Source organism: Rhizobium sp. Leaf262 (assembly GCF_001422245.1).
Lineage (GTDB): Bacteria > Pseudomonadota > Alphaproteobacteria > Rhizobiales > Rhizobiaceae > Agrobacterium.
This window is the reverse complement of the sequence record NZ_LMMM01000016.1, coordinates 399,263-421,137: the sequence shown is the minus strand read 5'-3', so window position 1 is coordinate 421,137 and position 21,875 is coordinate 399,263. Positions and strand designations below refer to the sequence as shown.

22 protein-coding genes and 2 tRNA genes are annotated in these 21,875 nt (G+C 58.2%); 8 read left to right on the top strand and 16 right to left on the bottom strand.

The genetic code is table 11. The features are described 5' to 3' along the window. The first annotated feature begins 25 nt into the window (after positions 1–25). Positions 26–102: transfer RNA gene (locus ASF29_RS16215), tRNA-Met, on the top strand. Between the two features lie 791 nt (positions 103–893). On the opposite strand, the gene ASF29_RS25055 is transcribed toward ASF29_RS16215, so the two are convergent. From ASF29_RS25055 to coaBC, 5 genes are all read right to left on the bottom strand, one after another. After that, complete coding sequence (locus tag ASF29_RS25055; RefSeq protein ID WP_280136429.1) at positions 894–1,022, bottom strand: hypothetical protein; 129 nt, start codon at positions 1,020–1,022, stop codon at positions 894–896. A gap of 94 nt (positions 1,023–1,116) precedes the next feature. Next, positions 1,117–2,628, bottom strand: a complete 1,512-nt coding sequence (gene zwf / locus ASF29_RS16205; RefSeq protein WP_062451667.1) for a glucose-6-phosphate dehydrogenase — start codon at positions 2,626–2,628, stop codon at positions 1,117–1,119. 56 nt (positions 2,629–2,684) lie between these two features. After that, a complete protein-coding gene (locus ASF29_RS16200) occupies positions 2,685–3,266 on the bottom strand; it encodes a histidine phosphatase family protein (protein ID WP_062451666.1) in 582 nt (193 codons plus the stop codon). 53 nt (positions 3,267–3,319) lie between these two features. Beyond that, the gene (locus ASF29_RS16195) at positions 3,320–3,679 is read right to left on the bottom strand and encodes an MmcQ/YjbR family DNA-binding protein (RefSeq protein ID WP_062451665.1); all 360 of its coding nucleotides are present in this window, start codon (positions 3,677–3,679) and stop codon (positions 3,320–3,322) included. After that, on the bottom strand, positions 3,676–4,881 hold the full coding sequence (gene coaBC, locus ASF29_RS16190; protein WP_062451664.1) for a bifunctional phosphopantothenoylcysteine decarboxylase/phosphopantothenate--cysteine ligase CoaBC: 1,206 nt from the start codon (positions 4,879–4,881) through the stop codon (positions 3,676–3,678). The genes ASF29_RS16195 and coaBC overlap by 4 nt, the downstream gene beginning before the upstream one ends. Positions 4,882–5,134: 253 nt before the next feature. On the opposite strand from coaBC, the gene ASF29_RS16185 reads away from it, so the two are divergent. Beyond that, positions 5,135–5,668, top strand: coding sequence for a TIGR02281 family clan AA aspartic protease (locus ASF29_RS16185; protein ID WP_062451663.1), 534 nt, complete (start codon positions 5,135–5,137; stop codon positions 5,666–5,668). A gap of 3 nt (positions 5,669–5,671) precedes the next feature. On the opposite strand, the gene deoA is transcribed toward ASF29_RS16185, so the two are convergent. The 10 genes from deoA to ASF29_RS16135 form a co-directional block, all read right to left on the bottom strand. Further along, positions 5,672–6,985, bottom strand: a complete 1,314-nt coding sequence (gene deoA / locus ASF29_RS16180) for a thymidine phosphorylase (RefSeq protein ID WP_062451662.1) — start codon at positions 6,983–6,985, stop codon at positions 5,672–5,674. A gap of 6 nt (positions 6,986–6,991) precedes the next feature. Then, entirely contained in the window at positions 6,992–7,765 is a 774-nt protein-coding gene (deoC, locus tag ASF29_RS16175; RefSeq protein ID WP_062451661.1) for a deoxyribose-phosphate aldolase, read from the bottom strand. A 2-nt stretch (positions 7,766–7,767) separates the two neighbouring features. After that, a complete protein-coding gene (locus ASF29_RS16170) occupies positions 7,768–8,568 on the bottom strand; it encodes a purine-nucleoside phosphorylase (RefSeq protein WP_062451713.1) in 801 nt (266 codons plus the stop codon). Positions 8,569–8,570: 2 nt separating this feature from the next. After that, positions 8,571–8,957 (bottom strand): cytidine deaminase, encoded by a 387-nt coding sequence (locus tag ASF29_RS16165; RefSeq protein WP_062451660.1) that lies wholly within the window; start codon positions 8,955–8,957, stop codon positions 8,571–8,573. Between the two features lie 3 nt (positions 8,958–8,960). Beyond that, positions 8,961–9,932 (bottom strand): ABC transporter permease, encoded by a 972-nt coding sequence (locus ASF29_RS16160; protein ID WP_062451659.1) that lies wholly within the window; start codon positions 9,930–9,932, stop codon positions 8,961–8,963. A gap of 4 nt (positions 9,933–9,936) precedes the next feature. Next, complete coding sequence (locus tag ASF29_RS16155; protein ID WP_062451658.1) at positions 9,937–11,040, bottom strand: ABC transporter permease; 1,104 nt, start codon at positions 11,038–11,040, stop codon at positions 9,937–9,939. Between the two features lie 19 nt (positions 11,041–11,059). Next, positions 11,060–12,565: an ABC transporter ATP-binding protein gene (locus ASF29_RS16150; protein WP_156462694.1), complete on the bottom strand. Its 1,506-nt coding sequence runs from the start codon at positions 12,563–12,565 to the stop codon at positions 11,060–11,062. Between the two features lie 82 nt (positions 12,566–12,647). Beyond that, positions 12,648–13,640, bottom strand: a complete 993-nt coding sequence (locus tag ASF29_RS16145; RefSeq protein ID WP_062451656.1) for a BMP family ABC transporter substrate-binding protein — start codon at positions 13,638–13,640, stop codon at positions 12,648–12,650. Positions 13,641–13,938: 298 nt separating this feature from the next. After that, on the bottom strand, positions 13,939–14,589 hold the full coding sequence (gene msrA / locus ASF29_RS16140) for a peptide-methionine (S)-S-oxide reductase MsrA (RefSeq protein WP_062451655.1): 651 nt from the start codon (positions 14,587–14,589) through the stop codon (positions 13,939–13,941). Between the two features lie 63 nt (positions 14,590–14,652). Further along, the gene (locus ASF29_RS16135; RefSeq protein ID WP_244473573.1) at positions 14,653–15,072 is read right to left on the bottom strand and encodes a hypothetical protein; all 420 of its coding nucleotides are present in this window, start codon (positions 15,070–15,072) and stop codon (positions 14,653–14,655) included. Positions 15,073–15,208: 136 nt separating this feature from the next. Between ASF29_RS16135 and ASF29_RS16130 the strand changes: the two genes are divergently transcribed. Further along, positions 15,209–15,298, top strand: a tRNA-Ser gene (locus ASF29_RS16130). Between the two features lie 79 nt (positions 15,299–15,377). On the opposite strand, the gene ASF29_RS16125 is transcribed toward ASF29_RS16130, so the two are convergent. After that, complete coding sequence (locus tag ASF29_RS16125; protein ID WP_062451654.1) at positions 15,378–16,643, bottom strand: ROK family transcriptional regulator; 1,266 nt, start codon at positions 16,641–16,643, stop codon at positions 15,378–15,380. Between the two features lie 271 nt (positions 16,644–16,914). On the opposite strand from ASF29_RS16125, the gene ASF29_RS16120 reads away from it, so the two are divergent. From ASF29_RS16120 to recF, 5 genes are all read left to right on the top strand, one after another. Then, on the top strand, positions 16,915–17,937 hold the full coding sequence (locus ASF29_RS16120; protein WP_062451653.1) for a sugar ABC transporter substrate-binding protein: 1,023 nt from the start codon (positions 16,915–16,917) through the stop codon (positions 17,935–17,937). Positions 17,938–18,073: 136 nt separating this feature from the next. After that, positions 18,074–19,138 carry an ABC transporter permease gene (locus ASF29_RS16115; protein ID WP_062451652.1) on the top strand — a complete coding sequence of 355 codons (1,065 nt, stop codon included), beginning with the start codon at positions 18,074–18,076 and terminating at the stop codon, positions 19,136–19,138. An 11-nt stretch (positions 19,139–19,149) separates the two neighbouring features. After that, positions 19,150–19,932, top strand: coding sequence for an ATP-binding cassette domain-containing protein (locus tag ASF29_RS16110; RefSeq protein WP_062451711.1), 783 nt, complete (start codon positions 19,150–19,152; stop codon positions 19,930–19,932). Beyond that, entirely contained in the window at positions 19,929–20,558 is a 630-nt protein-coding gene (locus ASF29_RS16105) for a nucleoside triphosphate hydrolase (protein ID WP_062451651.1), read from the top strand. The genes ASF29_RS16110 and ASF29_RS16105 overlap by 4 nt, the downstream gene beginning before the upstream one ends. A 191-nt stretch (positions 20,559–20,749) precedes the next feature. Next, positions 20,750–21,874, top strand: a complete 1,125-nt coding sequence (recF, locus tag ASF29_RS16100) for a DNA replication/repair protein RecF (RefSeq protein ID WP_062451650.1) — start codon at positions 20,750–20,752, stop codon at positions 21,872–21,874. Position 21,875: the final 1 nt, after the last annotated feature.

The window sequence follows — 21,875 nt, the reverse complement described above, 5'->3', positions numbered from 1 at the left end:
AAGTTCCAAGAACTTGCGCTGGTAACGCGGGGTGGAGCAGCCCGGTAGCTCGTCAGGCTCATAACCTGAAGGCCGCAGGTTCAAATCCTGCCCCCGCAACCACTGAAACTTGTAAATTACACCATTCCAAATATTTGCGTTTAAGCTCCTCACCATACTGGTCGAGGAGCTTTTTGTGTTTGGCCTCCGTGTCGATCTCGCCGGACGCAATCCGCGCCATCAAATCGTTGCCTGCCGCCGCAAGGAACTGTTGCTCCATGAGATCCAGAACCTCCATGGATGCCATGATGGTGGCAATGTCGCCATGGACCTGCAGGCTCGCCGCCTGGTGGCCCGGTGTCTTGCCAATCACCACGGTTTGAACGGGAATGGTCCCAGAATGCCGATGGTCTGGAACAGAACCGTCAGCAAGCCCTCCGGCTTCAAAATNGGCAAGGAACTGTTGCTCCATGAGATCCAGAACCTCCATGGATGCCATGATGGTGGCAATGTCGCCATGGACCTGCAGGCTCGCCGCCTGGTGGCCCGGTGTCTTGCCAATCACCACGGTTTGAACGGGAATAGCAATCATGTGGTGTTACGAGATTGGACTTTAATCGATAAACATCATGTCGGAAGAAGAGTAATCCTGAAGCTTTTGGCTTTCAGGCCATGAAGTGTTTTACGAAGACTCGACCGGCGGTTGATGGTTTCGAAAAGCCGAAAAAGCTCAGGCTGTCGGACCTCGCCCTTCAAGCCTACATCTATTGATGCAGGGCGGCCTAGCGACCAAACGAGGATAGGAAATTGAGAAGAGGAGCGTGCGTTTTTCTGAACTCCACAGCCATTACGGCATAAAGCAAGTCATCCCGGCACCTTTGCATGTCGGGATGAAGCCTGGATTTGAAAGCGGTTTACTTCTTTTTCGTGGAGCTTTCGCTGGCCTTTACCTGCGATCCGAGTGTCGGCGCAGCCGCGGGTGCGGCTTTGTCTTTTTTCGGTTTGCGGATTTCTTTGTTGCTGCGAACTTGACCCTTGGCCATTGGACTGGTCTCCCTGTTTCCTCGTGTCGATTAGCTGCCATGTCCGAGGCAAAGGCAAGCAGTATTTGTAGGATCGTGACCAGTTGGGCTCTGCTCACGCCTTCGCGGGTGGAGGCGGGACGCGGAGGTCGCGCCATTCCCTACCATCGCGAGCGATGAGTTCATGAGCTGATTGTGGACCGGCGCTTCCCGGCTTATAGAGGTCAGGAGGTGATCCCTTGGCCCAGAGATCGAGGAATGGCTGAACTGCCGCCCAGCCAGCTTCAATTCCATCGGCGCGTTGAAAGAGGGTCTGGTCGCCCAGAAAAAGCTCATAAAGAAGAGATTCGTAGCCGGTCATCTTGCCGATATCGAACCGGTCCGCATAGTGGAAGTCCATGGAGATGGGCAATGTATCGATCGATTGGCCCGGTGATTTGATGGATATCTCCATGCTTAACCCCTCATCGGGCTGCACTTGAATAATCAGACGGTTAGGCGGAAGGTCGGGTGTGACGTCGGTTTTTCGGAATTGGGCGAAAGGCACCTGTTTAAACGTGACGACGATCTCTGTGTCGCGCGCCGTCATTGCCTTTCCGGTTCTGAGATAGAAGGGAACGCCTGCCCAACGCCATGTGTCGGCGTAGAGCTTCAGCGCGACGAAGGTTTCCGTCATCGAATTTGCCGCAACATCAGGCGTGTCCTTGTAGGCTGGAACTTGCTTTCCGTTCAGCGTACCGGCCGAATAGACGCCCCGAGCGGAATGAAGAGGTGCTTCCTCTGCGGTATAGACGCGGAGTGCCTGCAAGAGTTTGCTTTTTTCGTTACGGATCGCCTCGGCATCGAAGCTGTTAGGCGGTTCCATGGCCACCATTGCCAGCAGCTGGAACAGATGGTTGGGCACCATGTCGCGCAACGCGCCGGTTGCATCGTAAAATTTTCCCCGCGATCCGACATCTACGATCTCTGCGGCAGTTATCTGGACATGATCGATGTAGTTGTTGTTCCACAGAGATTCGATCATCATATTGGCAAAGCGCGCTGTCATGATGTTTTGAACGGTTTCCTTGCCGAGGAAATGATCCAGCCGATAAACCTGCTTTTCTGAAACAGTCCGCAGGATTTGAGTATTGAGAGCGCGTGCGGACGCAAGATTTGTCCCAAAAGGTTTTTCGATAGCAATCCTTCTGAACGCGCCATCCTCTTCGGAAACGAGCCCATGCTGCCCCAGCTTGTCGACAATGGGGCCGAAGAACTGAGGCGGGACTGCGAGATAGAAAGCTGCATTGCCGGAAGATGCCTGACCAAGGCGCTGGCTGATTTCACCAAAGACGTCATCCTTGGTGAAGTCGCCACTGATATAGGCTATGCGTTTCTTCAGCCGCTGCCATGCAGGATCGGCGGAAACAGGATTTTGACCTCCAAGGCCAGATAGGAAGGCATCGAGCCTGTCGACCAACATCGCGTCGTCACCTGGCTCAATGCCGACACCAAGAATGTTGAAATCGTCGCCCACCAGCCCGCTGCTCGTCAGATTGACGAGTGAGGGAATAAGAAGGCGACGCGTGAGGTCGCCGGTAACACCGAAAATAACGAGCGTAACGGGAGGGGCAGGGGCTGCTTTCAAAGTGATGTCTCCAACTGCACGAGGGAACTCAAGCTTAGTGTGACCACCAGACGGGATTATGTCTGGTTCCATTGTCTGATGACAGGCTCGTCGAGGTTATGCTCATATCCGAGTATGCTGATGCTCGTAGTATCCAGCGTGAAAAGCGAGCCGGCTTCCGGACGCAGGCCCAGCCAGCGCGCGCTCAAAACCCGCAGAAAATGAGCGCTAGAGAATATCAGAACATCACCCGCAACCGCCCTGACCGCTGCGATGACCGTATCGGCCCGGGAACCGACGTCTGCCGACATTTCCCCACCGGGGCAGCCATCGCGGAAAACTGTCCAGCCCGCAGCCTCAGTCTGAATCTCGCTGGTCGTCAATCCCTCGTATCGTCCGTAGTCCCATTCGGCAAGATTGTCGTCTACCCGTGCCGTGTCCGCAAAGCCCGCCAGCTCACACGTCCTTCGCGCCCGTTTTGACGGGCTGGTCAAAACCGCCTTGTAATCAAGAGCGGGCAACCGCGCGGGTAATTGTCTGGCGGCGCTTTCGCCATTTGCGGTGAGGGGTATGTCGCTGCGGCCCGTGTGCCGACCGGATAGGGACCACTGGGTTTCGCCGTGTCTGACAATAACGAGATTGGGAAGCTTCGTCTTCATGGTCTTTGTCCCCGCTTCTGCTTTTCTCTCGTTCTGATCCGGCCATATGGTGGTCAGAAGAGCGCGACGCCAAGTTCCGCACGTTGTTTTTTCGTCAGCCCTGCTGCGACCAACTGATAGGAACGCCGCAGATAGTGATCGAGTTCACCCGATTGAAGCGGTGCGCTATCGGAGATGGAAATCCATTTGCGTTTCGCAAAATAAGGCGCTTGTCCAATGCCCTGAAGCGATGTCAAAATCTCGAAGCTTTCTTCTGAACATTTGATGACCAGTCGCCAGTTTTCTCGCTCTCCCAGCACTGCAAAAACCTTGTCGCCCACCTTGGCGACATGGGAATCCCACTGATCTACGAATGTTACCCCCGGCCACTGCCCCAAGCATGCGTCGAAGCCTTCCCGATCAAAATGGCTCATGTAAGTCTCTCCGCCACCAGCGCGGCAAGCCGCCGTGCAACGTCGCGCTTGTCGAGATCGGGCCAGGCTTCGATACCTTGGCTGGATATGAGCTTCACACTGTTGCGATCTCCCCCCATGATGCCGGTGGAGGCGGACACGTCGTTGGCAACGATGAAGTCGGCGCCCTTGCGCGCCAGCTTGGTGCGGCCGTTGCTTTCGACATTCTGCGTTTCCGCAGCAAAGCCGACCACGATTTTTGGCCTCTGCGCGTGATGACCCACGGTCTTGAGAATATCTGGATTTTCCACCATCTGCAGCGATGGTGGCTGGCCGTCCGGCTGCTTCTTGATCTTCTGATCGACGGCTGTCGCCACGCGCCAGTCAGCAACGGCGGCGACCATGACCGCAATATCGACGGGCAGATGTGACAGAACGGCATCGAGCATGTCTTGAGCACGTTCGACGTGGATCGTGGTCACGCCCGCCGGATCGGCGATCGTCACCGGGCCGGAGACCAGCGTTACCTCTGCACCCAGTTCAGCCAAGGCGGCTGCAATAGCATGGCCCTGCTTGCCGGAGGAGCGGTTGGCGATGTAGCGCACGGGATCGATCGGCTCATGGGTCGGGCCTGACGTGACGATGGCCTTCTTGCCTGCCAGCGGCTTCGGGCCTTCATCCAGAAGCGTTTCGACGGCATCGACGATCTGCAAGGGCTCGGCCATGCGGCCAAGGCCTGCCTCGCCTTTCTCCGCCATCTCGCCTGCCATGGGGCCGATGAAACCGATGCCATCTGCTTTCAGGGTCGAAATGTTGCGCTGGGTTGCACTGGCCGTCCACATTTTAGGGTTCATGGCCGGTGCGACGAGGACTTTGCGATCCGTGGCCAGCAACACGGTGGAGGCCAGATCATCGGCCAGACCGTTGGCCATCTTCGCCATGAGATCGGCAGTCGCCGGTGCGACGAGAATGAGATCGCAGTCCCGCGCCAGCCTGATATGGCCGACATCCTGTTCGTCCTGACGCGAGAACAGTTCGGTGAAGACATGGGTGGCCGAGAGTGCTCCGACGGCAAGTGGCGTCACGAATTCCTGCGCCCCGCGCGTCATGACCGGCGTCACCTTCGCGCCGCGCTCTTTCAAACGGCGGATGAGATCGAGGCTCTTATAGGCGGCGATGCCACCGGAAATGATGAGAAGAATATTCTTGCCCGAAAGTGCCATGATGCCGACCGAATTCCTGTTTGATGGCAAACTAAGCCCTTGGCTTTCAAAGTGCAATCGCGTGAACGGCCACACTTGGCTGTTCAGATTTGGGGCGACGTCATCTAACGTTGAAACGGCTATTAACCAGATATTCTCTTGAAGCCTCAAAGCCGCATATCAAAGGGCGCTTTCGTCGGACCGTTAGCAACTTTTTCACGCCTTCTTCCCACATCATACCGCTCAAGGTGGGGCACAAGGGAAATGAGCGAAGATGATGTCACGGGGATTTCTGTTCGCGGCGGGCGGCATCATCATTCTGGCCGTTTCAGCCCCCAAATTCCTTGAGGATTATGTCGCCATTCCCTCCGAGACGGAGGCGACCAGCACGGCGTTGCCGGTAACCAAGGCCAGCACGCCGGCGGCGGCGCCGAGTGCAGGCACGGTGACGCTGACGGCCGACAGGCGTGGCCACTATGCTGCCAAGCTTAGAATCAATGGAAAGCAGATCGAAGGGATGATCGATACCGGTGCCACGATGGTTGCCTTCGATGAAAGCACTGCGCGGCGACTGGGTTATGTGCTGAAGGACAGCGATTACAAATATCAGACGTCCACCGCGAACGGCGTCAAATCCGTTGCCGTCATTACACTGGAGCGGGTCGAGCTCGGCAATATCGTTGCGCGCAACGTGCAGGCAGCCGTTTCGAAAGATGGCGGGCTGGACACGGTGCTGATCGGCATGAGCTTTCTAAAGCAGCTCAAATCCTTCAAATCGGAAAACGGCAGGCTTGTTCTGACGCGGTAGCGGTCAGGCACCGATGCGCGAAACGATGATCGGCTGTTCGCCGGGTGCGTCCTGCGACAGGCCGTAGGCGTCAGACACGTCCTGGATGGCCTTGGTCAGGCTCTCCTGCGTTGCCGCATGCACCATGGCAATCGGCTGGCCTTTCTCCACCCTCGTTCCCAAGGGCAGAATATCCGAAATGCCCACGCGATGATCGATGACATCGCTGGGATGGCGACGACCACCGCCGAGGGCGACGACGACCATGCCGAGATCGCGTGTCTGGCAGGAGGATAGAAACCCGGTCTCGGTTGCCAGAACAGGCGCAATATGCGGTGCGGATTTGAGATACTGCCCCGGCTTTTCTATGAAATCCGTGGGGCCGCCGAGGGCCGAGATCATCTGGCCGAAACGCTCCATGGCCGCACCGGAGGCAAGCGCCTTGCGCGCCATGGCTTCGCCTTCCGAAAGGCTAGAGACGGCGCCGGATTGCGCGAGCATTTCAGCGGCGAAGGCGAGAACCAGTGTTTCAATGCGGGTCCCGGCTTTTTTACCGTTCAGAAAATCCAGACAATGCACGATTTCCAGCGTGTTGCCTGCGGCATCGGCCAGCGGCTCGTTCATATCGGTGATGAGGGCTGAGGTTTTGACGCCTGCGCCATTGGCGACGTACACCAGCGCACGGGCCAGCAGTTCCGATTCGTCGGCGCTGAGCATGAAAGCGCCGCTGCCGAATTTGACATCCAGCACCAGTGTTTCCAGACCGGCAGCCAGTTTTTTGGACAGGATGGAGGCCGTAATCAGTGGGATCGAGTCGACGGTCGCGGTCACATCTCTTATCGCATAAAGCCGCTTGTCGGCGGGGGCGAGATCGCCCGTCTGGCCGATAATGGCGCAGCCGACATCTTTGACCGTCCGGCGAAACAGGGTCTCATCCGGTATGACATTGTAGCCGGTAACGGCTTCGAGCTTGTCGAGCGTGCCGCCGGTGTGGCCAAGACCACGGCCCGAAATCATCGGCACGGCGAGACCGCAGGCGGCAACGATGGGGGCGAGCATGAGCGAGACATTGTCGCCCACCCCGCCGGTGGAGTGCTTGTCGGCAATGGGTTTGCCGATATCGGCCCAGGAAAGAACATCGCCGCTGTCTCGCATGGCCAGCGTCAGAGCCACCGTCTCATCCCGGCTCATGCCGCGAAAGAAGACCGCCATGGCGAAGGCTGCGGCCTGTCCTTCGGAAATCGAACCGTTGGAGAGGCCGGAGATAAAGGCGGAAATCTCATCCGCCGTCAGCGCCTGTCCATCGCGTTTGCGGCGGATGATTTCCTGCGGGATCATGGGGGATTAATATCCGCTAGCAGACTTGGCCGGTTCACCGCCGCCCAGCACGTTCAAAATATCGTCCAGAATGCCGGAAGCACCGAAGCGGAAGGTAGAGGGCATGGCCCAGTTGGGCTGCATGACGGTTTCCGCCAGACGCAGATAGAGCGTTGCATCTTCCACCGTGCCGATGCCACCGGCAGGCTTGAAGCCGACCTTCTTTTTGCTGTCGCGGATGGCCTGCAACATGATGTCGGCGGCTTCCAGCGTGGCATTGACCGAGACCTTGCCGGTGGAGGTCTTGATGAAATCCGCACCCTCGGCAATGGCGATTTCCGAGGCGCGGCGGATCAGCGCCTTGTCCTTCAACTCGCCGGTTTCGAGAATGACTTTCAGCAGAACAGGCGTCACACAGGCCGTGCGCACGGCAGCGATCATCTCGGCCACGGCATGTTCATCGCCTGCGATGAATTTCTTGTAGGGAATGACCAGATCGATTTCGTCGGCACCATCGGCGATGGCGCGTTCCGTCTCGCCAACCACGGCTGCGACATCGAGATCGCCCGAGGGGAAATTGACGACGGTTGCGATGCGGATCGAGTGATCCTTGCCGAAGGCGGCACGGGCCTGCGCCACGAAGCGCGGCCAGATGCAGATGGCAGCCGTCGTGCCGTACTGCGTATGGGCCTTCTGGCACAGAGCGGCAATCTGCTCCGGCGTGCAGTCTTCCTTGAGATTGGTGAGGTCCAGCAAGGACAAGGCGAGAGCGGCGGCTTCGCGCGGGCGCTGAAGTTCCATGCTCAATTTCCTCCTGAAATCATTTCCGTTAAGATTGCGGCCAGTCTCTTGCCGCCTATGGGCGCCATGTCTTTGGTTTCTTCATGGCTCAGTTCGGCCCCGGTCATGCCGGCACCGTAATTGGTAATAACGGAAGCGGCGGCAACGCGCATCCCGAAAAAGCGCGCGAGGATGACTTCCGGCACCGTGGACATGCCAACGGCATCCGCACCCAGCGTGCGGGCCATGCGGATTTCCGCAGGCGTTTCGAAGCTTGGGCCGGAGAACCACATGTAAACGCCCGAAAACAGCGGCACGGTGGCGCGAATGGCGGCATTGCGCATGGCAAGCGACAGATCCGCATCATAAGCACTGGTCATGCCGACGAAACGGCGGTCGCTGTCTTCGCCAATCAGCGGGTTCATGCCGGAGTAATTGATGTGATCGGTGATCTGCATGACCGATCCGGGTGGCATGTCTTGACGAACGGAGCCTGCGGAATTTGTGAGGATCAGCGATTGCACGCCGATGCCCGAGAGAGCCTCGATGGCCGGGCGCATGGCGCTCGCATCACCCTGTTCGTAATAATGGACGCGGCCTGCCAGCATGAGGATGGGCTGGCCACCGAGATAGCCAGCGACCAGTTCGCCCGCGTGGCCGGAGACGGCGCTTTCCGGAAAGCCCGGAATATCGGCATAGGGAATGCGGATCGGGTCGGTCACTTCGTCCACCAGAGAGCCTAAGCCGGAGCCGAGAACCACGGCGGTGCGCGGCATCAGCCCGTTCAGCCTGTCCACGAGGACATCGATGATCGCGTGATCCATCATTACAACTCTGTCTTGAAGCTGAAGGGCAGGAGTTCGTCCATGGTCATGACCTTCTGTACGCCCGCTTCGTCACAGAGATAAATCTTTGTATCGGCAGATGCGAATTCCGCGATCTTCTGGCGGCAGCCCCCGCAGGGCGGGCAGAGCGCCAGTTTCTCTGCGATGACGGCGATTTCGGTGATCTTCTTTGCCCCGCCCATGACCATGGCGCTGATGGCGGAGGGTTCCGCGCACCAGCCTTGAGGGAAGGACAGGTTCTCGATATTGGCGCCTTTGTAGATCTTGCCGTCTTCGGCGCGGATGGCCGCACCGACGGGGAACTTCGAATAGGGTGCGTGGGCAAAGGCCATGGCCTCGCGGGCGGCTTCGAACAATTCGTGCGACATGAACTAACGCTCCTTCGAGTAAGCAACGCCACCGGCCTTCGGCGGTTTGGCGACGCCGATGAAACCGGCCAGCAGAATGCAGGTGAGGATATAGGGCAGCGCCTGGAATATCTGGACCGGCACTTCACCGATGCCCGGAATGGCCTTGCCCTGCATGAAGTTTGCGACCGCATCCAGAAAACCGAACAGAAGGCAGGCGAACATGACCGGCACTGGCTTCCATTTGGCAAAGATCAGGGCGGCGAGCGCGATATAGCCCTTGCCCGCAGACATGTTGGCGATGAAGGCGGCAGACTGTGCGACGGCCAGATACGTTCCGGCAAAGCCGCAGAGGAAACCGGCGACGATGACGGCGCGGAAGCGCATCCATGTCACGGAAATGCCTGCCGTATCGACAGCGCCCGGATTTTCACCCACGGCGCGCAGGCGAAGGCCAAAGCGCGTGCGGTAAAGCACCCACCAGGAAATCGGCACGGCGATGAAGGCGAGATAGGTCAGGATATTGTTGCCCGAGATGACATTGGCATAGAGCGGGCCAATGAAGGGGATTTCGCGCATGGCATCCACACCAGGAAGAATGATGGGCGTGAAGCGGCCTTCGCCGGTGATCTGCGGCGTGCGACCGCCCTGCCCGAACCATGCTTGCCCCAGAACGACAGTGAGACCAGCCGCCACGAAGTTGAGCGCCACGCCCGAGACGATCTGGTTGCCCCGGTTGGTGATGACGGCAAAGCCATGCACCAGCGAGAAGAAGATGGACACGCCGATACCGGCGGCAAGACCCGCCCATGGATCGGACGTGATGTAGGCCACGCAGGCCGATGCGAAGGCGGCAGCCAGCATCTTGCCCTCAAGACCGATATCGAACACACCGGCGCGTTCTGAAAACAGGCCTGCTAGGGCCGTAAACATCAGCGGAATGGTCAGGCGGACGGTCGAACCGAGAATGCTGACCAGCATATCGAAGGTTTCCATGGGCCTACCTCTTCACAAATTGCTGATAGATCCGCACCACAGCGGGGCGGTACATATATTCGAGCGCGCCTGCAAACAGGATGACGAGACCCTGAATGACGACGATCATCTCGCGGGTGATGTTGGGCATTTCAAAGGACAGATCGGCGCCGCCCTGATAGAGGATGCCGAAGAGGAGCGCCGCAAAGACGATCCCGAGCGGGTGGCTGCGTCCCATGAGCGACACGGCAATGCCGACGAATCCTGCGCCACCGACGAATTCCACCTGCAAACGTGCCGAGGCACCCATGACCGGATTGAGCGCCATCATTCCCGCCAGACCGCCGGAGATCAGCATGGCGATGATGACGGTGCGCGAATAGGGAATGCCAGCATAGACGGCGGCAGACGGGCTGATGCCGAGCGTGCGCATTTCATAACCGAGCTTGGTCCGCCAGATCACAACCCAGACCAGAAACGCGGCAACGAGCGCGATGAGGAAGGACACGTTGAAGGGCGCGGGGCCTAGTTTCAGACCAAACATCGCCATCAGCCAGTCCAGCTTCGGCAATTGCCCGCCGGGCAGGAAGGTGCGGGTTTCCGGCGCCATCTTGCCGGGCACGATGAAGACGTTGACCAGCAGATAGACCATCAGCGCAGCTGCGATGAAGTTGAACATGATGGTGGTGATGACGACGTGGCTGCCGCGTTTTGCCTGAAGCCAGCCGGGAATGAAGGCCCAGGCCGCACCGAAAAGCGCCGCACCTATGACGGCAAACGGCATGGTGACATACCAGGGCACGTAGCGGTCAAGCGCCAACGCGACCATGGCGGCACCCAGACCGCCGATATAGGCCTGACCTTCCGAGCCGATATTGAAAAGGCCCGCATGGAAGGCGACCGCCACCGACAGGCCGGTGAAGATGAAGCTGGTGGTGTAAAACAGGGTGAAGCCGATGGCGTCACCTCTGCCCAGCGAACCTTCGATCAGAAGCCGCAATGCTGCAAAGGGATTTTCGCCAATGCCCCAGACGACAAGGCCGGAGATGAAAAAGGCGGTGACGATGTTCAGGAACGGCAGAAGGCCGTAGCTGATCCAGTTGGGAAGAGGGACGGAAGCTGTACTCATGAGCTTTAAAGCCTTTGCCTTATGCGGCGATGCCGGCCATCATCAGGCCCAGCGTTTGTTCTTCGGCTTCCGCCGTTTTTTCTCCGACGACCCGGCCCGCGAACATCACCAGAATGCGGTCCGACAAAGAGCGGATTTCATCCAGCTCCACCGAAACCAGCAGAATGGCCTTGCCCGCATCGCGCATTTCGATGATGCGGCGATGGATGAACTCGATGGCACCGATATCCACGCCACGCGTCGGCTGGCCGATGATCAGCATTTTCGGATCACGTTCGATTTCGCGCGCAACGACGATCTTCTGCTGATTACCGCCGGAGAAATTGGCGGTCTTCAGCCGAGCATTCGGCGGGCGGATGTCGTATTTCTCGATCTTCTCGATGGCATCCTTGCGGATGGCTTCTGGGCTAAGGAACATGCCTTTACCGTAACGGTCATCGCGGTGATAGCCGAGAATCGAGTTTTCGTATTCCTCGAATTTCAGAACCAGCCCCATATGGTGGCGGTCTTCGGGAATATGGGCAAGGCCGAGCTTGCGCAGAACGGCGGGATCGACCTTGTCGACCGTCTTGCCGCCCATGAGAATTTCACCGGAATAGGGTTTGCGGATGCCGGCAATGGCTTCCAGCAGCTCCGACTGGCCATTGCCCGCAACGCCCGCGATGCCGACGATTTCGCCAGCGCGCACATCAAAGGACACGTCATCCACCATGGTCACGCCACGGCTGTCCTTGACGGTGAGATTGCGGACGGAAAACAGAACTTCGCCGGGGTTCGATTCCCCCTTTTCCACGCGAAGAAGCACGCGGCGACCGACCATAAGTTCGGCCAGTTCCTCGACCGTCGTTTCCGAGGTCTTGCGGGTGGCGACCATTTCGCCGCGGCGCATGACCGAGACTTCATCGGTAATGGCCATGATTTCGCGCAGCTTGTGGGTGATGAGAATGACGGTCTTGCCCTGATCTCGCAGGACACCAAGAATTTTGAAGAGGTGGTCGGCTTCAGCGGGTGTGAGCACGCCCGTCGGCTCATCGAGGATGAGGATTTCGGCACCGCGATACATGGCCTTGAGGATTTCGACTCGCTGTTGCAGACCCACCGGCAAATCCTCGATGATCGCATCGGGATTGACCTTGAGGCCATATTCATCTTCCAGCCGCTTCAGTTCTTTCCGGGTCGCCGCCGTGCCCTTGGCCAGCAAAGCGCCGCCTTCGGCACCCAGCATGATATTTTCCAGCACCGAGAAATTCTCGACCAGCATGAAGTGCTGATGCACCATGCCGATGCCGGCATCGATGGCGGCCTGGCTATCCCTAATGTTGACGGGTTTACCGTCGATACGGATTTCACCGGAATCGGCATGGTAGAAGCCGTAGAGAATCGACATCAGGGTCGATTTTCCCGCTCCGTTTTCCCCGATGATGCCGTGGATCGTCCCCTTGGCAACGGTGAGATTGATATTCTTGTTGGCATGTACGGTGCCGAATTTTTTATCGATACCGACAAGCTCGATTGCAGGTTCCATCGTCAACCCAAACGTCTCCGGAGCTGGATATGAAAAGGGCGCAGCGCGGAATACGCGATGCGCCCTGATCCGAAAAATCACATCACTTTGGGCAAGAATTGTCCGACATATAGTCGTGAACCTTGACCGTGCCAGCGATGATGTCAGCCTTTGCCTTATCGACAGCAGCCGTCATTTCCGGCGTGATCAGCGCCTTGTTGTTGTCGTCAAGCGCGTAAGCAACGCCATCTTCCTTCACGCCGAGAGACGTGACGCCACCGGTGAACTTGTCGTCCTTGGTGTCCTTGAATGCGTTGTAAACGGCCAGATCGACGCGCTTGACCATGGAGGTCAGCACGGAGCCCGGATGCAGGTGGTTCTGGTTGCTATCCACGCCGATGGAGAATTTCTTGTTGTCGGCTGCGGTCTGGAGAACGCCGAGGCCCGTCGCACCGGCTGCCGCGTAAATCACGTCCGCGCCCTGGTCGATCTGGTTCTTGGTCAGCTCGCCACCGCGAACCGGGTCGTTCCAGGCAGCGCCGGTCGTGCCGGTCATGTTCTGGAAGACTTCGATCTTGTCATTGGCAGCCTTGGCGCCCTGTGCGTAACCGCAGGCGAACTTGCGGATCAACGGAATGTCCATGCCGCCGATGAAGCCGACCTTACCGGTCTTGGATGCCATGCCGGCCAAAAGACCGACGAGGTAGGAACCTTCTTCTTCCTTGTAAACGACCGAGCGCACATTCGGCAGTTCAACAACGGAATCAACGATGACGAACTTCGTGTCCGGGAATTCTGCAGCAACCTTTTCCATGGCCGAGGTCCAGGCGAAGGAAACGGCAACAACCGGGTTGAAGCCACGGCTTGCAAAGTTGCGAATGGCCTGTTCACCCTGCGTGTCGCTGGTCGGCTCGAAATCGCGGTATTCGGTGCCCGTCTCGGCCTTGAACTTCTCGGCGCCTGCGGCAGCAGCTTCGTTGAACGATTTGTCGAATTTGCCGCCCGTGCCATAGACCAGCGCAGGCTTGATATCCGCAGCCAAAGCGGAAGCCGACATCGCGGCCAGCGCGAAAAGCGTCAGAAGGGATTTTTTCATTGTGCAGCCCTGTTGTTGCAGTTTGGTTTTTTAAAAGGGTCCTCCCGCAAGCCCGAATTTTGAGCATGTCTGCGGAACTGCCAGTCTTTTGACTGTGCGTAAGGATATCCTTGCACGCCTGCAAGAAAAATTCACCCGGTTTTTTTGACCCGGTGGAAAAACCCTTAACTGCGAGTTTTTGCGGCAAATTGGGCTATTCTGCGCAGGCAACTTGCTAAAACAACGAGCAAAAACAAAGCCCGGCGAAGATCCGATATCGCCGGGCTTTGTGATGTCACGAGCAGGCGTCCCGCAAACTTTATCCAATATTGCAGCTTACGCCCGTGCCGCGCAGTCCGCAATAACCACCGGGATTCTTTGCCAGATACTGCTGATGATAGTCTTCAGCATAATAGAAGATATCCAGCGGCTCGATTTCCGTGGTGATCTCGGGGCGATGTCCGGCAGCCTTCAGGGCTTCTTGGAACGTATCGCGGGCGGCCCTGGCTTCCGCCAGCTGTGCGTCACTGGTGGTGTAGATGACGGAGCGGTAGGTGGTGCCGACATCATTGCCCTGACGCATGCCCTGCGTCGGATCATGCTCTTCGAAGAATGTCTTAAGCAAAGCCGCCAGAGAGACTTTGGCAGGATCGTAGACGACCTTCACAACCTCGGCATGGCCGGTCAGCCCGGTGGTGGTTTCCTGATAGTGTGGATTGCGGGTGATGCCGCCCGAGTAGCCCACAGCAGTGACCCATACGCCCGGCGTCTGCCAGAAGAGGCGCTCCGCACCCCAGAAACATCCCATGCCGAGATAGATCGTTTCCGTGTGATCAGGATAGGGGCCTTTGATGGCGTTGCCGTTGACAAAGTGGTGTTCCGGTACGGAGACGGGCTCGTCGCGGCCGGGAAATGCGGTCTGCGGCGTCGGCATCACCGTTTTTTTGGACAGGGCATCAAATCCGAACATTGCATTCTCCTCGCGCCATGTAAGGCGCTCATCTGGTTGTGCATGGATGTGACGAAGACCGCATCAAGCGGAAAAGCGGCCCAAAACTCTTGGCTTCTTGTAACCGGCCATCCAGAACAACAGCGAAAGGGCCAGAAGAACAGCAAAAGCAGGAACCGCAGACAGGCCGTTTTCGACCCAACGCCACGCTTCGGGATGAATATAGTGTGCCGTCATGCCTTCTGCCATGGCAAGCGATGACGGAAAATACGAAGACCAGACATCCCGGGCGCTCATCAGGTCGACCGATGACGTAGCGACCGAGCGGATCGAATCCAACGCACCGACGCCGACCGCTGCAGCCAGAAACAAGAAGCTGATAAACCGTAATATCGCTTTCACTAGAGAACCTTCCCCCACGGACATGCCGGGTACAGGACCACGATCTGGTGTGCGCTTCGTGCGCCCGTTTCCTGCCTTGGGATAGAGCGGCGGGCCAAGCATTGCAATCGAGCCATGGCAATGAATTGGCTCTCAATTAAAAAAACTGTCAAATGCGGGTTGATCCCCGCGAATTCATCGGTATATATCGCGCCGTTCCAGTGATTTGCAGTTTTCCCAAACATGCAGACGTTTAGACGGACAGGTGGCCGAGTGGTTTAAGGCGCACGCCTGGAACGCGTGTGTGCGTGAAAGCGTACCGTGGGTTCGAATCCCACCCTGTCCGCCATCCTTTGTTCCAATAACCATCCGTTTTCCGAATGAGACTAGCGCAAACGTTCTCTCGTCTGCACGAAACCTCTCAACATTCACTGCGAAACACGCGCATTATTCTGTTCAGCAAATCCCGCTGTTTCCTTGAAAAGCACGTTCTGATCCAGCAGATACCTGGAAAACAGCGGCAGGCTTGCACCGCCGATGGCGCGGGCCTGGCTGCCGACGGCGCCTTCGAGGATTTCGGGGACGACGACGCCTTGGAGGTCGTGCAGGTCAAGGGCTTTGCGGGTGGCGGCGGTGATACGGGCGCGGACCCAGTTGGGGAAGCCGCCATCGATGATGACGGAGGCGAAGTCGATGATGGAGGCGGCGGCGACGACGGCTTGTGCGAGTGCGGCGGCGGTGTTCTGTATCCAGCGCTCCAGCGGCTCTCCGAAATCCACCCAGTCATCCGGCGAAAACCACAGGGGCTTGGGATCGATATTGCTTTCGCGCAGCATGTCTTCGAGCACGAAGATGGATGCAATCTTGAGCAATTGGACCGTCGATCCATCCCGGCCCTGAACCGGCAGCGGGCCAATGGCACCGGCGGCACCCGTGCGGCCCGAGAAAAGGGCGGAGTTCAATACTACGCCGCCGCCGATGAAGGAGCCGATAAAGACATAGAGAAAATCCGGGGAGTTCTGGCCGACACCGAAGACAAGTTCTGCACCGCAGGCACTGGTCGCATCGTTCTGAAGGAAGACCGGATAATTGACCTGCCCGGCAATTTCGGCCCGCAGATCGACGCCGCGCCAGCGGTCCATTTCCTTTTGCGGCGCGCCAACTTCCTGCGCCCAGCTCCAGAGTTCGAAGGGGGCGGCGACGCCGATGCCGGCAATCCTTTGCCGTTCGCTCGGCGTCAGGCGCTCTTCCAGTTCGGCAATGCCATCGATGACGAAGGGCAATATCCATTCGGGCATGGGATAGGGGTAGGTGTTGCGAAGCTTGAGCCGGATGCGACCGACGAAATCCATCAGGACAAGATCGACGCTGCGGCGCCCGATTTTCACACCGAAGGAAAAGACAGCGTCTGGATTGAGCCGCATGGGTGTCGAGGGCTGACCTACTTTTCCGCGCAGGGGCTCACCCCGGATGAGAAGCCCGTCATTTTCCAGCGAGCGCATGATGACGGACACGGTTTGGGCCGAGAGGCCGCTTCTGCGGGCAATTTCTGCTTTTGAAAGGCCGCTGTGGCGTCGCACCAGCGACAAAACGAGGCGCTCGTTATAGGCGCGAACGCGAACCTGGTTGGCGCCGCCACTCAAATCCGGCGCATTTGCTGCCGCGTGCTGTATCGGCTCCGCTGAGCGTGTCATTCGCATTTCCTCCCCGGCCAGCGACGTCTATGCCGTCTGGACCTATGCTCCGCAAGCACGAAGTCCGGGAAAAGCGGTGTCCTCCCACCACATTCCCAGCGATTGCGGAATTCATAAGATGCCACAAGGAATTAATAATTCAATTGGATTTATTTATTGACACTTTCTTCATTTGGTGTTTCCATCTGCGGCAGTGGCACCCGATCTTGGAGGAGAAGGGCCGCAACAGTCGCTTCACAAGAAGCACTTGTCTCATCACTGGGAGGACTACATGAAAAGCACCGTTTCCGCCTTTCTCGGCGCGCTTGCGCTTGGCGTTTCTTTTGCATCCGTGGCATCTGCCGCCGATACGTCGGTTTGCCTCATCACCAAGACAGATACCAACCCCTTCTTCGTCAAGATGAAGGAAGGCGCGACCGCCAAGGCCAAGGAAGTCGGCGTGACGCTGAAGTCCTATGCCGGTAAGATCGACGGCGATTCCGAAAGTCAGGTTGCCGCCATCGAATCCTGCATCGCCGATGGCGCAAAGGGCATTCTGATCACCGCATCCGACACCAAGGGCATCGTTCCGACCATCAAGAAGGCGCGTGACGCAGGCGTTCTCGTGATCGCTCTCGATACACCGCTCGACCCGGTCGATTCTGCTGATGCGACCTTTGCTACCGACAACCTGTTGGCTGGCAAGCTGATCGGCGAATGGGCCAAGGGTACGATGGGCGACAAGGCCAAGGATGCCAAGGTCGGCTTCCTCGACCTGACACCTGACCAGCCGAGCGTCGACGTTCTGCGCGACCAGGGCTTCATGATCGGCTTCGGCATCGACCCGAAGGACCCGACCAAGATTGGCGATGAAGTCGATCCGCGCATCGTTGGCCATGACGTGACCAACGGCAATGAAGAAGGCGGCCGCAAGGCCATGGAAAACCTTCTCCAGAAGGATCCGGGCATCAACGTCATCCACACGATCAACGAACCTGCTGCAGTTGGTGCCTATCAGGCCCTGAAGGCCGTCGGCATGGAAAAGAACGTGCTGATCGTTTCCGTTGACGGCGGTTGCCCAGGCGTGAAATCGGTTCAGGAAGGCGTGATCGGCGCGACATCGCAGCAGTACCCGCTGATGATGGCAGCTCTCGGCGTAGAAGCGATAAAGAAGTTCGCTGACACCGGCGAAAAGCCAAAGCCGACTGAAGGCAAGTCCTTCTTCGACACAGGCGTATCGCTCGTCACCGACAAGCCGGTTTCCGGCGTGCCTTCGATCAGCGTCAAGGAAGGCCTGGCCAAGTGCTGGGGCTGATCCCCACCCTTCGATAAACCCATACCGGTCGGAACGATGTTCCGGCCGGTTTCGCCCAGAAGATTTCGCTGTCAGATTATCCGGCTAAAGATCGGGCGCCTTGGATGGCTTGGGCTGGCGAGCGGGAGGAGAAACCATGAGCGGTATACAGGAATTCGAGCAGGTGCTTGACGGCAGCGACAAAAATGTCGCGTCGTTCGAACACCAGAAAATTTCACCCCTTAAACGCGCGCAGCATTTCCTGCACTCGACCCCGGCGGCGGTGCCGCTGATCGTGCTGATCCTGTCTGTCGCCATCTTCGGCCTGACCATAGGCGGGCGTTTCTTTTCATCCTATACGCTGACGCTGATCCTGCAGCAGATCGCCGTGGTCGGTATTCTGGGCTCTGCGCAGACGCTGATCATCCTCACCGCCGGTATCGATCTTTCGATTGGTGTTGTGATGGTAATTTCATCCGTGGTGATGGGCAATGTGGCCGTGACCTACGGGCTGCCAAGCGGAATTGCGGTTCTGGCCGGTTTCGTGGTTGGCGGGCTGTGCGGTCTATTCAACGGCTTTCTGGTAGCCGTCGTCAAGTTACCGCCCTTCATCGTCACGCTCGGATCGTGGAATATCGTCATGGCGACGAATTTCATCTATTCAGCGAACCAGACGATCCGCGATGCCGATGTTTCGCAAAACGCACCGCTTCTCCAGATTTTCGCCACCAACTTCCGCATCGGTACTGCCATCTTCACGCTCGGCGTCATCGCCATGGTGCTGCTGGTCGCTCTGCTCTGGTATATTCTCAACCACACGGCCTGGGGTCGCCACGTCTATGCCGTGGGTGACGATCCGGAAGCGGCAAAGCTTTCTGGTATCCAGACCCGCAAGGTTCTGTTGAGCGTCTATACCGTCGCAGGCGTTATCGCCGCCTTCGCGGCCTGGGTTGCGATTGGCCGTAACGGCTCCATCTCGCCCTCTGCTGCGGTGACCGACTATAACCTTCAGGCCATTACGGCGACTGTTATCGGCGGCATCTCGCTGTTTGGCGGACGTGGCTCCATTCTGGGAACGTTGTTCGGTGCCATGCTCGTGGGTGTTGTTTCCATGGGTCTCAACATGCTGGGTGCCGACCCGCAATGGAAGGTCATGCTGACTGGTTGGCTCATCATCGCCGCCGTTGCAATTGACCAATGGATCAGAAAGGCAGGCGTGTGATGACTGTTGATATGACCAAGCAACCCATTCTTTCCGCCCACGGCCTCGTCAAGCGCTATGGCCGCGTGACAGCCCTCGACCATGCGGATTTCGATCTCTATCCGGGCGAAATCCTTGCCGTCATCGGCGATAATGGTGCTGGCAAGTCCTCCCTGATCAAGGCTCTCTCAGGCGCGATCCGCCCTGACGAAGGCGAGATCAGGCTGGATGGCAAGCCGGTGCAGTTCAAGACTCCGCTCGAAGCCCGCGACGCTGGCATCGAGACGGTCTATCAGAACCTTGCTCTGTCCCCTGCCCTGTCGATCACCGACAATATGTTTCTGGGGCGTGAGCTGAGGAAACCGGGCTTCATGGGCTCTGTGCTGCGCAAGCTCGACCATGCCGCCATGGACAAGTTTGCCCGCAACAAGCTGTCCGAACTGGGCCTGATGACCATTCAGAACATCAACCAGTCGGTGGAAACGCTATCTGGTGGTCAGCGTCAGGGTGTGGCCGTGGCACGCGCGGCGGCCTTCGGTTCCAAGGTCGTCATTTTGGACGAGCCGACGGCAGCGCTTGGTGTGAAGGAAAGCCGACGCGTGCTGGAGCTTATTCTGGACGTCCGCTCTCGCGGTCTGCCCATCGTGCTGATTTCGCACAACATGCCGCATGTGTTTGAAGTGGCGGACCGTATCCATATTCACCGGCTTGGGAAGCGTCTCTGCGTCATCAATCCGAAGGAATATACGATGTCGGATGCGGTGGCCTTCATGACGGGCGCCAAGGAGCCGCCAAGAGAGACGCTTGCCGCATGACCATGACACTGGATGCGATGGCTGACGACATCGTCGCGCGTGCGTCAGACAATCCCCGCTTCATTGTTGCCATTGCCGGTCCCCCTGGGGCCGGCAAGTCTACTCTGGCCGATTCGCTGCGGGACGAACTGACCAGCCGTGGTGAAAAAGCCGAAGTCCTGCCGATGGACGGCTTTCATATGGACAATGGCATTCTGCAACATCGCGGCTTGCTGGCCCGCAAGGGTGCGCCGGAAACCTTCGATGTGCGCGGTTTCTCCGACATTGTCGCCGCCGTCCGCAAGGCGGATCAGGAAGTGCTGGTACCTGTGTTCGACCGTTCACGGGAGATTGCCATTGCCTCGGCACGCGCGATTTCGCCTGATACACGCTTCATTCTGGCGGAAGGCAATTATCTCCTCCTCAATGAAGAGCCATGGGCGCGGCTGAAAAACAGTTTCGATTTTTCAATCTTCGTCGGCCCATCGGTGGAGGTTCTGGAACAGCGGCTGCGGGATCGCTGGGTTGGATACGGGCTTGATGAAGCGGGCATCCATGCCAAGCTTTACGAGAACGATCTGCCGAACGGCAAACGCGTGGTCGAAAACTCCGTGGGCGCGGATATCAGCATCGATATCTGGGAATAGTTCTTTCCACCGTATCCAGCTGATCCAACACCTGTGCTGAAAGGCTCTCTGCGTCACGCAGACGCGCGACGACTGGATTCGTGTGACGAGCACAGGAATGAGGGAGATCGGGTATCGCTTTTTCTCAAAATCCATTTCGATTTTCGGTCGCATGTTGTAGGTCATGATCCCATGACGATTCTGGATGCGGCATGACTGCCAAGGTTTTCCTTTCCCGGCTGAAACTGAGCGAGTTTCGCAATTATGCGGAGGTTGCCCTGCGCCTCGATGCGCGCCATGTGGTGCTGACGGGCGACAATGGATCGGGCAAGACCAATCTGCTGGAAGCCGTCTCCTTTCTGTCGCCGGGGCGCGGGCTGCGGCGGGCGACACTTTCCGATGTGACGCGGGTTGGCGCCGAGAGTGTGGGCTTCTCCATTTTTGCCGAGGTTAACGGCATGGATGGCGAGGTTGCCATCGGCACCGGTGTCGAGGGTGAAGGCGAGGCGCTGTCACGACGCCTGCGGTTGAACGGGACATCGGTCAAATCCGTCGATGAACTGACCGACCATCTTCGCGTGTTGTGGCTGACACCGGCCATGGATGGCCTGTTCACCGGCTCCTCATCCGACCGCCGCCGCTTTCTCGACCGGCTGGTTCTGTCGCTGGACCCCAGCCACGGGCGAAGGGCGAGTGATTTCGAAAAGGCGATGCGCGGGCGCAATCGTCTCCTGTCTGATGGCCGCTTCGATCCGGTCTGGCTGGAGGGCATCGAAAAGCAGATGGCGGAACTGGGGATTTCCATGGCGGTTGCGCGTCATGAAATGCTGGGCCTTCTGAAAGCGCTGATCGACAGCCGCAGCAATGATGCGAATTTTCCGACGGCTTTGCTGACGCTCTCCGGTTTCATGGATGGCGAGTTTCACCGTCCGGCTGTCGATCTGGAAGACGAATATCTCGCGACCTTGAAGGACAATCGCTACCGCGATGCTGCCGCCGGGCGCACACTGGATGGCCCGCACCGCGCCAATCTCTTCGTGCGCCATGCGGAAAAGGACATGGATGCGGGGCGTTGTTCGACCGGTGAGCAGAAGGCGCTGCTTGTCGGGCTGGTTCTGGCCCATGCGCAGCTGACCGCCAATATGACGGGCTATGCGCCGGTTCTGCTGCTGGACGAAATCGCCGCCCATCTGGATGAGGGCAGACGCGCCGCTTTGTTCGATCTCATCCACGCGCTGGGCGGGCAAAGCTTCATGACTGGCACGGATGCCTCCATGTTTGCAGGTCTGGGTGACCGGGCGCAGTTTTTCAATGTTTCCCATGGCAGCGTCGGGTGAT

Coding starts and splice junctions, on each gene's coding strand:
- ASF29_RS25055 (WP_280136429.1), bottom strand. CDS start 1,022: ATGGCCAAGGGTCAAGTTCGCAGCAACAAAGAAATCCGCAAACCGAAA.
- ASF29_RS16200 (WP_062451666.1), bottom strand. CDS start 3,266: ATGAAGACGAAGCTTCCCAATCTCGTTATTGTCAGACACGGCGAAACC.
- ASF29_RS16195 (WP_062451665.1), bottom strand. CDS start 3,679: ATGAGCCATTTTGATCGGGAAGGCTTCGACGCATGCTTGGGGCAGTGG.
- coaBC (WP_062451664.1), bottom strand. CDS start 4,881: ATGGCACTTTCGGGCAAGAATATTCTTCTCATCATTTCCGGTGGCATC.
- ASF29_RS16185 (WP_062451663.1), top strand. CDS start 5,135: ATGATGTCACGGGGATTTCTGTTCGCGGCGGGCGGCATCATCATTCTG.
- deoA (WP_062451662.1), bottom strand. CDS start 6,985: ATGATCCCGCAGGAAATCATCCGCCGCAAACGCGATGGACAGGCGCTG.
- deoC (WP_062451661.1), bottom strand. CDS start 7,765: ATGGAACTTCAGCGCCCGCGCGAAGCCGCCGCTCTCGCCTTGTCCTTG.
- ASF29_RS16170 (WP_062451713.1), bottom strand. CDS start 8,568: ATGGATCACGCGATCATCGATGTCCTCGTGGACAGGCTGAACGGGCTG.
- ASF29_RS16165 (WP_062451660.1), bottom strand. CDS start 8,957: ATGTCGCACGAATTGTTCGAAGCCGCCCGCGAGGCCATGGCCTTTGCC.
- ASF29_RS16160 (WP_062451659.1), bottom strand. CDS start 9,932: ATGGAAACCTTCGATATGCTGGTCAGCATTCTCGGTTCGACCGTCCGC.
- ASF29_RS16155 (WP_062451658.1), bottom strand. CDS start 11,040: ATGAGTACAGCTTCCGTCCCTCTTCCCAACTGGATCAGCTACGGCCTT.
- ASF29_RS16150 (WP_156462694.1), bottom strand. CDS start 12,565: ATGGAACCTGCAATCGAGCTTGTCGGTATCGATAAAAAATTCGGCACC.
- ASF29_RS16145 (WP_062451656.1), bottom strand. CDS start 13,640: ATGAAAAAATCCCTTCTGACGCTTTTCGCGCTGGCCGCGATGTCGGCT.
- msrA (WP_062451655.1), bottom strand. CDS start 14,589: ATGTTCGGATTTGATGCCCTGTCCAAAAAAACGGTGATGCCGACGCCG.
- ASF29_RS16135 (WP_244473573.1), bottom strand. CDS start 15,072: ATGCTTGGCCCGCCGCTCTATCCCAAGGCAGGAAACGGGCGCACGAAG.
- ASF29_RS16125 (WP_062451654.1), bottom strand. CDS start 16,643: ATGACACGCTCAGCGGAGCCGATACAGCACGCGGCAGCAAATGCGCCG.
- ASF29_RS16120 (WP_062451653.1), top strand. CDS start 16,915: ATGAAAAGCACCGTTTCCGCCTTTCTCGGCGCGCTTGCGCTTGGCGTT.
- ASF29_RS16115 (WP_062451652.1), top strand. CDS start 18,074: ATGAGCGGTATACAGGAATTCGAGCAGGTGCTTGACGGCAGCGACAAA.
- ASF29_RS16110 (WP_062451711.1), top strand. CDS start 19,150: ATGACCAAGCAACCCATTCTTTCCGCCCACGGCCTCGTCAAGCGCTAT.
- ASF29_RS16105 (WP_062451651.1), top strand. CDS start 19,929: ATGACCATGACACTGGATGCGATGGCTGACGACATCGTCGCGCGTGCG.
- recF (WP_062451650.1), top strand. CDS start 20,750: ATGACTGCCAAGGTTTTCCTTTCCCGGCTGAAACTGAGCGAGTTTCGC.